General features: G+C 34.9%; 15 protein-coding genes. 8 read left to right on the top strand and 7 right to left on the bottom strand.

The features are described from left to right. Positions 1-40: 40 nt before the first annotated feature. Positions 41-601, bottom strand: coding sequence for an AraC family transcriptional regulator (locus KIK00_RS03695; protein ID WP_255815205.1), 561 nt, complete (start codon positions 599-601; stop codon positions 41-43). Positions 602-765: 164 nt separating this feature from the next. On the opposite strand from KIK00_RS03695, the gene KIK00_RS03690 reads away from it, so the two are divergent. The 3 genes from KIK00_RS03690 to KIK00_RS03680 are packed head-to-tail and all read left to right on the top strand — an operon-like array spanning position 766 to position 4,239. Continuing rightward, positions 766-897 (top strand): hypothetical protein, encoded by a 132-nt coding sequence (locus KIK00_RS03690; RefSeq protein ID WP_255815204.1) that lies wholly within the window; start codon positions 766-768, stop codon positions 895-897. After that, on the top strand, positions 898-1,926 hold the full coding sequence (locus KIK00_RS03685; protein ID WP_255815203.1) for a pesticidal protein Cry7Aa: 1,029 nt from the start codon (positions 898-900) through the stop codon (positions 1,924-1,926). Between the two features lie 45 nt (positions 1,927-1,971). Beyond that, positions 1,972-4,239 (top strand): glycosyltransferase, encoded by a 2,268-nt coding sequence (locus KIK00_RS03680; protein ID WP_255815202.1) that lies wholly within the window; start codon positions 1,972-1,974, stop codon positions 4,237-4,239. A 41-nt stretch (positions 4,240-4,280) separates the two neighbouring features. Here the strand turns inward: KIK00_RS03680 and KIK00_RS03675 are convergent, their stop codons facing one another. Continuing rightward, positions 4,281-5,378: a calcium:proton antiporter gene (locus KIK00_RS03675; RefSeq protein ID WP_255815201.1), complete on the bottom strand. Its 1,098-nt coding sequence runs from the start codon at positions 5,376-5,378 to the stop codon at positions 4,281-4,283. Positions 5,379-5,833: 455 nt separating this feature from the next. Here KIK00_RS03675 and KIK00_RS03670 point away from each other — a divergent pair, with 455 nt between their 5' ends. From KIK00_RS03670 to KIK00_RS03650, 5 genes are all read left to right on the top strand, one after another. Further along, positions 5,834-6,052 (top strand): hypothetical protein, encoded by a 219-nt coding sequence (locus KIK00_RS03670; RefSeq protein WP_255815200.1) that lies wholly within the window; start codon positions 5,834-5,836, stop codon positions 6,050-6,052. 140 nt (positions 6,053-6,192) lie between these two features. After that, positions 6,193-6,531: a cupin domain-containing protein gene (locus tag KIK00_RS03665; protein ID WP_255815199.1), complete on the top strand. Its 339-nt coding sequence runs from the start codon at positions 6,193-6,195 to the stop codon at positions 6,529-6,531. Next, entirely contained in the window at positions 6,524-6,754 is a 231-nt protein-coding gene (locus KIK00_RS03660) for a hypothetical protein (RefSeq protein WP_255815198.1), read from the top strand. The genes KIK00_RS03665 and KIK00_RS03660 overlap by 8 nt, the downstream gene beginning before the upstream one ends. A gap of 6 nt (positions 6,755-6,760) precedes the next feature. Further along, the gene (locus KIK00_RS03655) at positions 6,761-7,573 is read left to right on the top strand and encodes a hypothetical protein (RefSeq protein ID WP_255815197.1); all 813 of its coding nucleotides are present in this window, start codon (positions 6,761-6,763) and stop codon (positions 7,571-7,573) included. Positions 7,574-7,705: 132 nt separating this feature from the next. Beyond that, the gene (locus tag KIK00_RS03650; protein WP_255815196.1) at positions 7,706-7,864 is read left to right on the top strand and encodes a hypothetical protein; all 159 of its coding nucleotides are present in this window, start codon (positions 7,706-7,708) and stop codon (positions 7,862-7,864) included. A gap of 185 nt (positions 7,865-8,049) precedes the next feature. Here the strand turns inward: KIK00_RS03650 and KIK00_RS03645 are convergent, their stop codons facing one another. The 5 genes from KIK00_RS03645 to KIK00_RS03625 form a co-directional block, all read right to left on the bottom strand. Further along, positions 8,050-8,544 carry a CinA family protein gene (locus KIK00_RS03645; protein ID WP_255815195.1) on the bottom strand — a complete coding sequence of 165 codons (495 nt, stop codon included), beginning with the start codon at positions 8,542-8,544 and terminating at the stop codon, positions 8,050-8,052. Positions 8,545-8,598: 54 nt separating this feature from the next. Further along, on the bottom strand, positions 8,599-8,868 hold the full coding sequence (locus KIK00_RS03640; RefSeq protein ID WP_255815194.1) for a heme oxygenase: 270 nt from the start codon (positions 8,866-8,868) through the stop codon (positions 8,599-8,601). A 581-nt stretch (positions 8,869-9,449) separates the two neighbouring features. Further along, positions 9,450-10,130 (bottom strand): MBL fold metallo-hydrolase, encoded by a 681-nt coding sequence (locus KIK00_RS03635; RefSeq protein WP_255815193.1) that lies wholly within the window; start codon positions 10,128-10,130, stop codon positions 9,450-9,452. A gap of 54 nt (positions 10,131-10,184) precedes the next feature. After that, entirely contained in the window at positions 10,185-10,772 is a 588-nt protein-coding gene (locus KIK00_RS03630) for a Crp/Fnr family transcriptional regulator (protein WP_255815192.1), read from the bottom strand. Positions 10,773-11,199: 427 nt separating this feature from the next. Beyond that, the gene (locus tag KIK00_RS03625) at positions 11,200-12,786 is read right to left on the bottom strand and encodes a hypothetical protein (RefSeq protein WP_255815191.1); all 1,587 of its coding nucleotides are present in this window, start codon (positions 12,784-12,786) and stop codon (positions 11,200-11,202) included. Positions 12,787-13,246 lie beyond the last annotated feature (460 nt).

Genomic DNA, 13,246 nt, shown 5'->3' with positions numbered 1-13,246 from the left:
GTTTATTTAATTCCTTTAAAGAAAAACAATTATCATCACTTCACAAGTCTTCCAGATTCCCCAAACGCTTCTGCTTCAACTGCTTATAAAATGAAGGGGAAAGTCCGGTGATTTTTTTAAACTGATTAGAGAGATGAGCCACACTACTGTAATTGAGTTTATATGAGATCTCTGTAAGGTTGAGTTCATCATACAGCAGTAATTCTTTTACCTTTTCTACTTTATTGATAATGATAAAATGCTGGAGCGTCATTCCTTTCACTTCAGAAAAGGTATTTGCAAGGTAGGTATAATCATATCCTAATTTTTCACTTACATAGTCTGAGAAATTTTCTTTTGGAAGTTCATCTGAATAATGAATCATTTCTATGACTACATTTTTTATTTTCTCTATCAGGATACTTTTTTTGTCATCTAATATCTCAAGTCCTGTTTTAAGCAAGTTTTCTTTCAGAATTTGTCTTAATTCAGCGCTGATATCATCCAGTAACTCTACAGTTCCCAAATCTACAATAGCATTTTTAATGCCCAGCCTTTCCAGTTCCTGATGGACAACCATTTTGCAACGTAAACTTACCATATATTTTATATACAACTTCATCCCCCTTACTATTTACACTGCCAATTATTTCATTAACAGATATTTACTCAAAGTTAATCTATTAAATCGGAAATATCTATGATTTATACAACAAATTGAAAGACAATTACAAAGCTTTCCTTTTTTAATGATTGAAATTTACAGTTAACAAAAAATATTTCACAATGTCAAAAGAAAAAGACGGAAAAAAGAAGTCAGATAAAACTCCACCCGCGAAATCCGCAAAAGAGAAACGGGAAGAAAAAATGAATAAACGAAGAGACAGGGAAAACGAAGCCCAAAATACCAGCAACTAAATGGTATCCCTGAAAAAAGACGGAATTATACTCAGAAAAACGACAATAGACTTTGAGAGTGAAGGTGTTTTAAACCCCGCAGTTATTAAGGATAACGGAAAAATACATTTATTTTACAGGGCTCTTGCAAAGAATAATTTCTCCAGTATCGGATACTGTATACTATCAGATTATAAGACTATAGAAACCCGGTTGAGCAATCCGGTTATTATCCCCGAGTTTGAATACGAAAAACATGGTGTTGAAGATCCAAGAATCGTAAAAATAGATCATTTATTTTATCTTACCTATACCAGTTATGACGGGATTAATGCACTGGGAACACTTGCTGTATCGGAGGATCTTAAGTCATGGCAAAAACGGGGAATTATTGTTCCCAAAATTCCATACAACAAGTTTAGATTTTTATCAGAATCCCAAGGTGAAATAGCAGAAAAGTACAAGCGTTTCAACAAACTCCCGCCTACTCATAAAAATGATAAAGATGTCTTCCTGTGGGATAAAAATGTGATATTTTTCCCAAGAAGAATTAACGGCAAGCTTTATTTTCTTCATCGCATAAGACCTGATATTCAAATTGCAAGTATAGAAAACATTGAAGATCTGAATCCTGATTTCTGGAAAGATTATTTCCTTCACTTTAAAGATCATATTATATTATCTCCCCAATATGAGCATGAAGTAAGCTATATTGGCGGAGGATGTCCCCCTATAGAAACCGAGCATGGATGGCTTTTGATATACCATGGCGTACATGATACCATTGAAGGGTATGTTTACAGCGCATGTGCTGCCTTACTTGATCTTGATACCCCTGAAAAAGAAATTTCAAGACTTCCTTATCCTCTTTTCAAGCCTGAAGAAGAATGGGAACAGAAGGGAGAAGTGAATAATGTCTGCTTCCCAACCGGAGCTATAACAGAAGGAGATACACTCCATATTTACTATGGAGCAGCAGATAAGAGAATTGCTGTTGCTTCTTTAAATATCCCGGAATTACTGAAGGAATTACTACAGTACACTTTATAACTGACTATTCTATACAGAATGTCATACTTTAAAATAGATATCAACATGAATAAAAATATAAAATCAGACGTGGAGGAAAAGACAAAAAGACGATCTGTCCAAAATAGGAAAAACACAATTAATCATAAACCTGAAATTATCTTTATAAGTACTTTTCCTCCTAAGGTGTGTGGTATTGCAACGTATTGTCAGGATTTAATAAAATCTCTTCAGATAAAGTTCAATGAATCTTTTAATATCATCATCTGTCCAATGGAAACTGAAGAGGAGCATCATCGATACGAAGAAAATCCTGAATATCGCTTAAATACATCTGATGCCATTTCTTATTTGGAGCTGGCTGATAAAATCAACAAAAATGATAAGATTCAACTGGTTATGCTTCAGCATGAGTTTGGATTTTTTACTGAGGCCAAAAACGGATTGCTGCTTTTTCTTCAAAATTTAGAGAAAGACGTCATCATTACTTTTCACACAGTTCTACCAAAACCGGACTGGGAGCTAAAAGAAAAAGTAAAAGAAATCAGCAGTTTCTGCAAATCTATTATTGTGATGACGGGTATTTCTGCGGACATCCTGTCCGCTGATTATGATATTCCGTCTGATAAAATTAAAGTAATCCCCCATGGAACTCACCTGTTACCATTTATTGACAAAATTTCACTGAAAACGAAATACGGATTTAAAGATAAAAAAGTACTTTCAACATTTGGTTTATTGGGTTCCGGGAAAAATATTGAAACCACTTTAGAAGCTCTGCCTGAAATCATTGCTCAAAATCCGGATGTAATGTTTCTTATTATTGGAAAAACGCACCCTGGTATCATTAAGCATGAAGGTGAAAAATATCGTGATTTTCTACAGGATACTATTAAAAGGCTCCATTTGGAAAAGCATACTTACTTTATCAATCAATATCTGCCTTTAGATGAGTTGTTAGAATATCTTCAGCTTACCAATATCTATCTTTTCACTTCAAAAGACAGAAATCAGGCGGTAAGCGGCACTTTTTCCTATGCAATTAGTTGTGGATGCCCCATTGTCTCCACTCCTATTCCACATGCCTTAGAAGTATTAAATGAAGACCTGGGAATTATTATTGATTTTGAAACTCCGAAACAGCTCGCTGCTGCCGTGAATACATTACTGAAAAATGAAAATACACAGGAAAGATTACGTTCAAACAGTTTGGAAAAAATGGCTCCCACAGCCTGGGAGAATTCATCTATTTCACACGCCTTATTATTTCAACAACACAGCAAAGACAACATGATATTACATTATACATTCCCCATCATCAATCTTAGCCATATCAAAAATATGACAACAGATTTTGGAATGATCCAGTTTTCTAGAATCAACAAACCTGATATAAATTCCGGGTATACCTTGGACGATAATGCCCGTGCTATGATTGTAGCCTGCAGACATTACGAACTGAACAGAGATGAATCTGACCTAGATTTAATCTCAACTTATCTAAAATTTATTAAATTTTGTCAACAACCGGATGGTAGTTTTCTTAACTATGTGAATCAAAACAAGGAATTTGCTCAGCAGAATTATGAAACCAATCTTGAAGATTCCAATGGAAGGGCCATCTGGGCACTGGGATATCTCCTTTCATTAAAGTCTATTTTACCCCAAGAGTTTTATGATGAAGCAGAATCAGCCATTGAAAAAAGTCTTTTATCTATTGAGAACATCCATTCTACCCGAGCAATGGCTTTTATCATAAAGGGACTGCATTATCAAAACTCTGAAAACAATATTCCATTATTGAAAAAGCTGGCTAATAGACTGGTAAAAATGTATCAGCATGAAAAACACAGAGACTGGCATTGGTTTGAAAGCTATCTTACCTATGGAAACAGTGTACTCCCTGAGGCTTTATTGTGTGCATGGATTACAACCCAAAACGAAATGTATAAGCAGATTGCCAATGAATCATTCAAATTTTTGCTTTCGAAAATATTTATTAAAGGCGGCATCAAAGTAATATCCAACAATGGATGGCTGCAGAAAGAAACGGTTAAAAGTCCTGAGTCAATTGGTGGTGAGCAGCCTATTGATGTTGCTTATACCATACTGGCCTTATCTACATTCTATAAAGTTTTTAAGGATGAAAAATACTTGCAGATGATGAGGAATGCTTTTAGTTGGTTTTTAGGAAAGAATCATTTACATCAGATTATTTATAACCCTGCAACAGGCGGATGTTACGACGGCCTTGAAGAGAAAAATGTTAATCTCAACCAGGGAGCGGAATCAACAGTCAGCTATCTCATGGCAAGACTCTGTTTTCCAAAATAACACCCTACGGTTATATTTATAGATACTTAATAGACGGTTATTTATGGAACTATAGTAATAAAGAGGTAAATTAAAAAAATAGCTATCAGTACAATTCCCTGCATAATATTAGTTCTGCCCGTTGCCAGTGAGACGGTAATAATAAAAAGCGATAGTCCCAAAAGTATTGTTGATTTGATATCTATCCCTAATGACATTCTTATGCCTGTTATTACAGATATAATAGCAATCGCAGGAATACTCAGCCCGATACTTGCTAAAGCAGAACCAAAAGCCAGATTTAATGAGGTTTGAATTTCATCACTTTTTGCAGCCCTGAATGCAGCCAACCCTTCCGGAAGGAGAACAATACCTGCAATGATAATACCTACAAGAGATCTTGGAGCACCCACCGAAACAACTATATGTTCAACATCCTTTGAAAGAAGCTTTGCCAGTAAAACGACTATTCCCAGGGATAAAATCAATAATATACAACTGATATACAATTGTTTTCGGGAAATCATTTCATTACTATTCTGTACAGGCTGGTTTGCGGATAGTTTATTTTGTGGAGAAATGAAAAAGCTTCGGTGTCTAAGCGTTTGGATCATGGTAAAACCGAGGTAAAGCGCTAAAGAAATCAAGGCGATAAAAAGCAATTGAAAGGATGTATATTCACCTCCGAGATGACTTACCGTATAATTGGGCAGTATAAGCACAAAAATAATGACAGAAGTAAGTGTTATCAGTGCAGTACTTACCCCCTGTAGTGTAAAGCTTTGTTCCCTATATCTTAAAGAGCCTATTACAATGCAGCTTCCAATGATTCCGGTAAGGATTATCATCACTGCCGCAAAAACCGTATCTCTGGCAAGGGTAATGGTTTCTAAACCTTTTGCGCCTATCATGATAGAAATAATAAGCCCTACTTCTATGACTGTAATGGCAAATGCCAGAAGTAAAGTCCCGAATGGTTCCCCCAAACGATGGGCAATGACTTCGGAATGATACACCGCAGCCAAAACACTTCCCATTAAAAATAAAGCAAGAATCACAGAGTAATACCCTGAAGAAAAAACAGAATTTCCAACATAAGAGAACCACGCCAGGATAGGAACCAAAAACGTCCACATCCATAAATATTTTTTTATATTCATAAAAAGCATTAATAATTTTTACAATTGAATTGTCTTTTGGAAAAAATCAACAGGCTTATATTTTCCTTTTCAAAACAGTTTTATTAATGATTTGAAGCAGACTAGAGATGATGATATACCGGAAATATTAAATAGTGAAAAGAAAAATGAGAGTCCGGATCATCAGCTCAATTTAGTTATTCAGCAAGGTACGAATAATCAACCACTTATTTGAAATTATATAGCAGTATTTTAAATTGCAATCTTTTCATAAGACTCAATAAATTCCATTACTTCATCAGAGCTGCCGGATTTTTTGTTGCTTTTATGAACAATCCTATCTCAGATACTCAAAAAATCTGTGATTTTTGTAAAAGTGTGATATCTGCAACATAAAAGAAACAATCTGTAATACAATAGATTATTAAACACCCAACTTTGTATTGTAGCAATGAAGTTACACTAAAATCCACCTTATGGACACAAACCACAATAAAGGCGACAAATCTTTCAAAATTCCTGAAGACTGGAATGAGCAGTCTAAACAGCTGAAAGAAAAATTCTCAATATTAACGGATCACGATCTGAAGTTTGAAGAGGGTAAAGAAAAAGAGATGCTTGAAAGAATCGGAAACAGATTAAGAAAAAACCGTGAAGAGGTTCTCAGTATTATCAAAGAAATTAATCTTTCATAAATTATTTTCAAGAACAGTTAAAACCTATGAAAAAGACATATTTATCAAAAGTTTTAGCTTGAAAAAGGGATGGGATATTAGACAGTTCTATCCCTTTTATTTACAATATCTTCTATTCTTTTATGCTTAAACAGACTGTGATGAATCATAAAGAACTTGAGAAATCAAAAGTATATATTACCCGCCAGATCGTAGAATACATTCCGAATTCTATAGTCAGCAAGACAATAATGGAAAAACTAACCGGCAATATCAGTGCTTTATCGTTTGACGACAAAGAAGGATTACCCGAAAAAATTTCTCCTTTTGACGCTGTTGTACAGATTATTGAAGGTAAAGCAGAAATCATTATAGACGGAGCTTCTTATTTTATGGAAGAAGGTGAATGCATTATCATTCCGGCCCATAAATCTCATTCTATAAAAGGAAATAAACGCTTTAAAATGATAGTAACGATAATAAAAAGCGGCTATGAATAATGTAGATACCATATCAGTTTTAACAAAAAAGATATTTAAAAAAACAGTTGAAATTCAAAAAGAATTTCCTGAACTGTATGATCTTTTAGACGAAACTCCATTATTTTTTTCTTTTGCAGAGAAAAATATTACGATCAGAGATTTAAGACAATATCTTATTTCCCTTATCAGACAGCAAAAATCCTTTGAAGAAGGGACAGCAAAAAAAAATAATATACAATAAACCCCAATGAAAAAGCTGACTAAGCATCCAAAGAGCAAATTGGGGCTCAGAAATAAAAAAAATATTTCAAGAAGGGCCTATTACTCGCAATTTGTCTCTCTATTTTACATCAGAAATACCAACATCACCCTAGAAAGAGACACAAAGGAAGTTCTTCGCATGTTAAAAGAATTACAGGTTCTCAATAACAAATCAAGATTGGTATTTAGTACTCACTGCAGTTTAAGCCAGCATAATCTGTGGCAGTCTGTTTTAGAAGACCTAAGTGATGATGTAAAATACATTAGAATACAGTTTGAATATATATTGGAGAATATTATTAAAAAAAATAAAATCAATTCACTTATATTCTGGCAGCAAAACAATGCCTATATAGATGAATGGGAAGAGAACTATAAAAAACTCATCCAACTGGCCACTGAAATTTTACCGGAAGAAGAAAGATTATCATGGAAGGCAACAATTTGCAATTTTTATGATGAAATTTTTTCTTTACTTATTCTACTTACCCGTGTATGTAAGCTAGAATTAGGCTTTCTGGAAAAGTATTCTACTAAAATCTTTAACAAAACCGCTATGGATATCATGAGGGATCTTCCTAAAAATTATACATTACAAGAAGCAAGGAAATATGAACATGAATATTTAAAAGTATTAACAAATTACAGTCATGAATTCTGCAGAAAAAATAATTTCTGGGACAACTTATTATATATACTTTCAGGCGGCATATACCAATTACCATCAGAACGTACCCTGCCTAAAAGGTGGACCAATATAAAAATCAAAGATAAGATTCCCCATAAAACGCCAAACTAAATTTTCATATTATTAAATATTTTTACAGTGAAAACAATACATCTTTTCCGGTTTAACAATTCAATTTTTCGCAAAATCCCTTTCTTCAAAGAAGAACATAGGCTTAAATCCGATATGACAGATATCGATTTAATGAATATTGAAATAGTAACCGAGTATATTGTTAAAGCCCATGACGATTTTACTTTCGAGAACACATCCAGAAATGATCTTTTGTCAATGTGCAAAAAAGCGCAGAAAACTATTGAGCATTATTTTGTTGCCGGGCTGAATGACTATGATTTTATTTGAATTAATTGTATTTACCAATTAAGTTATGATCAAATTAATAGAAAAATATAAAGAATGAAAACAAGTCATAAGACAATACCTGAAGTGAACAAAAAAGGAGAAGATATCAGAGAAGGGATATTTCTCCTTATAAACAGTTTTTATTTTTTAAAAGCCCATTCTTTCGTCAAATTTTCTGATATTTTTTAGATCAATATTTGATTCAGAGCACCTTTAAAGCTTCCTAAAATGAACTCAGTGTAATACAGTTGAGCATCCAGAGCCTGGATTTTATCATTAAGCTCAATTCGTTTGGAAAGGATGATATCTCCTTTATAGCTAAATGAGCAGAATGAAAAAATATGAAAGCCTGAATTCCTTGTAGAAGAGGCATAGCCGGTAGAAGATATTCCCCAGTCCGTTCCAAATGACATAGCGACTTTTGTTGCCATTATATCAGCCATATGCTGGGTCTCAAAATTATTTCCTTGCTCCTCAATGCGGTTACTGTCCAAAAACCTAAGCTTTTCTGGTAATGTAAATGCTGTTATACCACCTTTATAAAATAGACTTGAATTAGGCATCTGTGAAAAAGCCAGCTGTACTAATCCTGAAGTTACGCTTTCTGCTATAGATACCGTCTCCCCAATTGTAATGAGTGAGGTACTAATATAATCCAGTAAGTTTTGCTGGAATTTCATGATATAAATTTTAGTGTTAATATACTTTATAAATCCTTGTACATTGCTATCATCTTAAATAACATCGTAATCATCTACTGTTGTTGCAAAATAATGCTCAATAGTTTCTTCAGCTTTTTTACACATCGTTAAAATCTCTTCCCTCGGAGTCTCTTCAAAAATAAAGTCCTCAGGAACGCTGATAATAAACTCAGTCACTTTTTCAGTGTTCATTAAATCATAGGCCATTAAATCGTTAAGATTATCTATCCGGCATTCTTCCTTAAAAAATGGAATGTTACGGGAAATGGAATTTTTAAACTGAAAGAGATGTATGGTTTTCATGATTCAAATATTTTGATTAATGGAGACAACCCCCTGTCTCCTGGGTGGCCGTCAAGCTGCCTGTTATCTACCATCCCATTAAAGTAATAATCAGTTTCTATGAGATAGTGTTGGTGTATAAATATATCATTGCAGATATCTTATAGATAAAGGAACGAAGACTATAGCCTCTCGTCCCTTTACTTATTAAAATACTAAAACAGATTTACTATTTTGATTTTAATAGCTCATTGTGTAATTGAGTATCCAAGATATTTTTCACGGTTTATGCCTTATTCCTAATATTTATCCTTTTAGTTTATGCAACTTGTTGGCTTTGTAAAAATTTCTTTCTACAGACTACAGCATTCAGATTAAATTAACTGAATATCAGTATACAAATATGGGCATTCTTAAGTACAATATGCTACACTTATTTGTAGTATACTTACATAAATCACACCTTTTCCTGACTGTGAACAAAATTTATTTGACAGTAATAACAATATTGTAATTGCAGGATCTTTCTGGCATCTCAGATTCCAATTTTGGTACAGGAAATAATTCCATGACTTCTATTGTAAAGCAAATTTAAACTATAATTACAGCGCACTGCATTTAGCTACAAATTGCTCAAACTTCCGATCTGTATTTCGCAGGACCGGTCCATGACCAAAGCAGATAATGGATGGACTCAGTTTTGCCAGCTTCTGGAGCGATTTGATGTTGCGTTGCTGATCGGAGGTGAATATGTTTGGTGGAAGCCGCAGACCGGTCGCTGTCGTGAGCAGGTTCATATTGGTCGCTACATCTCCAATGATCAGCACACCGTCTTGCTCACGGAATAAAGAAATATGACCTGCCGAATGTCCTGGCGTCTCTATTACCCGAAAGTTTCCAATCCTATCGTTTTCAACTATTGTCCGTTCAACTTTGTGTCCCTGACCTGCCCAGTATTTTTGTTGAAGCTTTGCTATCCAATGTTGTGGATTTGGATATTCATTGGTTACCATACCCGTTTCGGTTCTAGAAACTTCGTCAGGATGACAGAGTAAAGATATTGCAAACTCAGCACATATCTGATCGCTACAGCCCTGATGGTCTGCATGGGCATGTGTCAGTATATGCTGATAAACAGGGATTTTCTGGAGAGCTTTCTTTATAGTTGTATATGAGCTCCGTATTCCGGAATCTACTAATACACCTTCGATAATATAGCAATTGATACTGTTTCGTGGCATCAGTGAAATCTGGAATACTTCAGGAGCAATTTGATGTAACATAGTTTTTTTGTGCAAATCTACAGCGCTGATCAGTATTCTATAAGGACATTTGTCCTATAATATGCTGGGTCTATGTATTTGTCCCTTTGCCCGTGTAAGCGATCGCTGCGTGATGCCCAGGTACGATGCCAGGTCCTGCGTCGCTATGCGCTGAACGAGCATCGGTTCGCTAGACAGGACATGGCGGTATTTATCCACAGCCGACTTATTATTGTAATTCAGCAGATAACGTTCCTTTTGTTTATACTCCTGCTCCATCACCAATTGTATAACTCCATTCCAAGCGGCCACCTGACCAAGCAGATGCTGATAGTCTGGATAGCTTATCCTATAAACTATGCTATCTTCTATAGCCTTTATACTCCTTCCGGATTTTTCCTGCGCCACAAACTCCGGAAACGAGGCAGCAAATTCATTTTCAAACTTGAAGCAGGTAATATTTTCCTTTCCTTCTTTGTCTATGGCGAATGCTTTTACGGCCCCACTAGCGATAAATCCAATATGACGGCAGATTTCATCTTCACGAATTAAAAAATCACCTTTCTTTAAACGGATCGGTTTGAAGAATTGCTCAGAAAAGTTGATTTCCTCGGCTAGTAGTCCTCCTATTGAGGATAGATAATTTTTAAATACGTCTGTCATTTCGCAATCTTTTTGTCATTCTATTTTCTTCTTTACCGTCTATAGATTACACAGCAAATCCAGCATACAAAACTAACAATTATTGAACATTTATTCATTAATGAATGTTTCAATCTGATTAACCATTCTGTTCGGAGTCTTATTATTCTCTATACTTACGGTAAAATAGTTCCCCTTTCCTGTTTTCGACTGTTATTTCATAAGATGCTCCTTGTGAAGCTGATGGTTTTTGATATTCCAAAGAAAGAAAACTCTGAAGGCTTTTAAACTGATGATAAAATACTGAATAAAAAGTCAGACAAATACAAAACTTTCGCAGATGAAATATTATAGCAACAAAAAAATACTGCAAGGTTTACACCTTGCAGTAAAGCATTATGTGTTTTTAGAATCGCTGAACTTTATTATGCTGATAATGGTTACAACATTAATTTTGGAATTTTACAAAATCCAGATAAAAAGCGGGATTTCCACCATTAAACCCAGTCGGAACTACGAAATTGGTTTTATGAGCAACTATAGAATAAACTCCGGGAGCCGCAAAATATAATACTCTGGTTTGATCTCTAGGCACAAAATTAATAGGATCAGGTCCAGCGCTACCACAGTATGATTTCCATACTTCGCCTACTCCAGGAATGTAAAACCAGTAATCATTACAAGTGGAAGTTATAGTAATTCCAGAACGGAAAAAATACCATCCTTTGGCAGGAATATTTACAGAAATTCCTGTTGGTAGATTATCTCCGCCTGAGTTTCCGGTAAAAGGATTAACCAATGTTCCCGTGTAAGATGTCCAGTTATCAGCAAATGCTGTAGTAACAGTGGATGACCATGTTGCCAAACCGTTGGCATCACTCGTTAGAACATAGCCCAACTGCTGGGTACCATCTTTAATCTGAAGAGCTCCATTAGTAGTTCCGTTATCAATAACAACTTTTGCATTAGATGCGCCAGACGGTACTGTATTGGTCCCCACCAGGACTTTTCCTGCACCGTTGATACTCAAATTGTTTCCTGCCGTTGCAATATCAGTAGCTTGAGAAAGAGTTCCTCCCAGTTTTACATCTGTACCTGATAAAGTAAGACCGTTACTTGCAGTAATATTGTTATTAATAATTGTTGTTCCACCGTTTCCGTTACCTCCCGCAAGTTCTGTTACTGTCATAAATCCTATTTGAGGATTCAGCTGAGCTGTTCCTGCTCCTCCTAATCTTACTTTTACAGAAGTATCAACCGTAGGTCTATAAATAGCATAGGCTTCCGGCTGGCCACCTATTGAAGTTGCAGGATAATTATTTATTGCATCAACAACTCCGGTAGTACTGGAAGGAAGAACAGAATTGTTTGAAGCATCAACCCATTCATAGACCATGAAGCCTCCCGCCAACGAGAACTCTGTAGCATGCAGCTGACAACGAAGCACATAGGTTTTACCTGCTTTCAAATTAAAAACACCGGCATTATAAGTAATGTTATTGGATGCAATTACAGATCCGAAGGTCACATCTGATCCGGTAGATACCGTTTGAATAGCATTGGGCTTGACAATTATATAATCTCCTGTAGAAGACGTCCCTGTTGAAAGTATTTCCCAAGTCGAAACAGCGCCCGTAAGCCCAGTATTAATTAATTCTATACTTTGATTTGCCGGCACAAGAACGCTGGGATTTCCATTAATGGTCTCCGGAGCTGCAGAATTTACTGTAATACTAAAGTTTGTATTGTTTTTAATCCTATAGATACGTCCTTTATAATTTCCAACCCCGTTGATTGCAGAAGGAAGATTAAAAACAGCATTGGAACTCCCATTATAAGAGACATGGAAGTCAGAGGAAGTCAAATTATAAGAGTTTGTATTGACTGCCTTATAATTTGCCGCTAATGATCCAGAGATATCCATAGTAGAACCTGGATTTGCAGTATTAATACCAACATTTCCTGCCTGGGCAAAAACAACAGCAGGGCTTAAAGCTAACACTGCAAAAAATAATTTTGTATAAATCTTAACCATTCGTTATTGTTTTATATATCTTAATTGATATTGTTATTACGGAGGTAAAGATATTCTAATATCTATGTAGAAGTCTTTGAATGCTGTGGAAATACATTTATCGTCTTGTGGAAAAATATCCACAAATGTAAATTCAAAGAATAGCTTGCTCAAACTAATGAACTGCTACTAAAAATATAGATCTATTCAACTTTTTTGATAATGGTCGCTGTATTCCAGATACAAAATATCTGATATTTTAAATATTTCGTAAAAGCAAAAATGGAAAAATTAAAACCCCATTTCTTCTGGTGATAGCTTCCTTTGGTATACCATCTATAGTTATTGCAACAAATTTTACAAGTTGATTTGAATATTTTGCTAATTAATTGGGAGATAAAAAACCCTGCAAAATTAAACTTGTAAAATTCTTAATTTAGTATTGAAAGAACTTTTAGCTACATTTTATAATATATTTAAT

Origin of the sequence: Chryseobacterium sp. MA9, assembly GCF_024399315.1 — a bacterium.
Lineage (GTDB): Bacteria > Bacteroidota > Bacteroidia > Flavobacteriales > Weeksellaceae > Chryseobacterium.
Note: the sequence above shows the minus strand (reverse complement) of the source record. Positions and strands in the feature narration are given on the sequence as shown.

Bases quoted from the DNA above. Each gene is read 5' to 3' on its own strand.
- KIK00_RS03695 (WP_255815205.1), bottom strand. From the start codon at position 601: ATGAAGTTGTATATAAAATATATGGTAAGTTTACGTTGCAAAATGGTT.
- KIK00_RS03690 (WP_255815204.1), top strand. From the start codon at position 766: ATGTCAAAAGAAAAAGACGGAAAAAAGAAGTCAGATAAAACTCCACCC.
- KIK00_RS03685 (WP_255815203.1), top strand. From the start codon at position 898: ATGGTATCCCTGAAAAAAGACGGAATTATACTCAGAAAAACGACAATA.
- KIK00_RS03680 (WP_255815202.1), top strand. From the start codon at position 1,972: ATGAATAAAAATATAAAATCAGACGTGGAGGAAAAGACAAAAAGACGA.
- KIK00_RS03675 (WP_255815201.1), bottom strand. From the start codon at position 5,378: ATGAATATAAAAAAATATTTATGGATGTGGACGTTTTTGGTTCCTATC.
- KIK00_RS03670 (WP_255815200.1), top strand. From the start codon at position 5,834: ATGGACACAAACCACAATAAAGGCGACAAATCTTTCAAAATTCCTGAA.
- KIK00_RS03665 (WP_255815199.1), top strand. From the start codon at position 6,193: ATGAATCATAAAGAACTTGAGAAATCAAAAGTATATATTACCCGCCAG.
- KIK00_RS03660 (WP_255815198.1), top strand. From the start codon at position 6,524: ATGAATAATGTAGATACCATATCAGTTTTAACAAAAAAGATATTTAAA.
- KIK00_RS03655 (WP_255815197.1), top strand. From the start codon at position 6,761: ATGAAAAAGCTGACTAAGCATCCAAAGAGCAAATTGGGGCTCAGAAAT.
- KIK00_RS03650 (WP_255815196.1), top strand. From the start codon at position 7,706: ATGAATATTGAAATAGTAACCGAGTATATTGTTAAAGCCCATGACGAT.
- KIK00_RS03645 (WP_255815195.1), bottom strand. From the start codon at position 8,544: ATGAAATTCCAGCAAAACTTACTGGATTATATTAGTACCTCACTCATT.
- KIK00_RS03640 (WP_255815194.1), bottom strand. From the start codon at position 8,868: ATGAAAACCATACATCTCTTTCAGTTTAAAAATTCCATTTCCCGTAAC.
- KIK00_RS03635 (WP_255815193.1), bottom strand. From the start codon at position 10,130: ATGTTACATCAAATTGCTCCTGAAGTATTCCAGATTTCACTGATGCCA.
- KIK00_RS03630 (WP_255815192.1), bottom strand. From the start codon at position 10,772: ATGACAGACGTATTTAAAAATTATCTATCCTCAATAGGAGGACTACTA.
- KIK00_RS03625 (WP_255815191.1), bottom strand. From the start codon at position 12,786: ATGGTTAAGATTTATACAAAATTATTTTTTGCAGTGTTAGCTTTAAGC.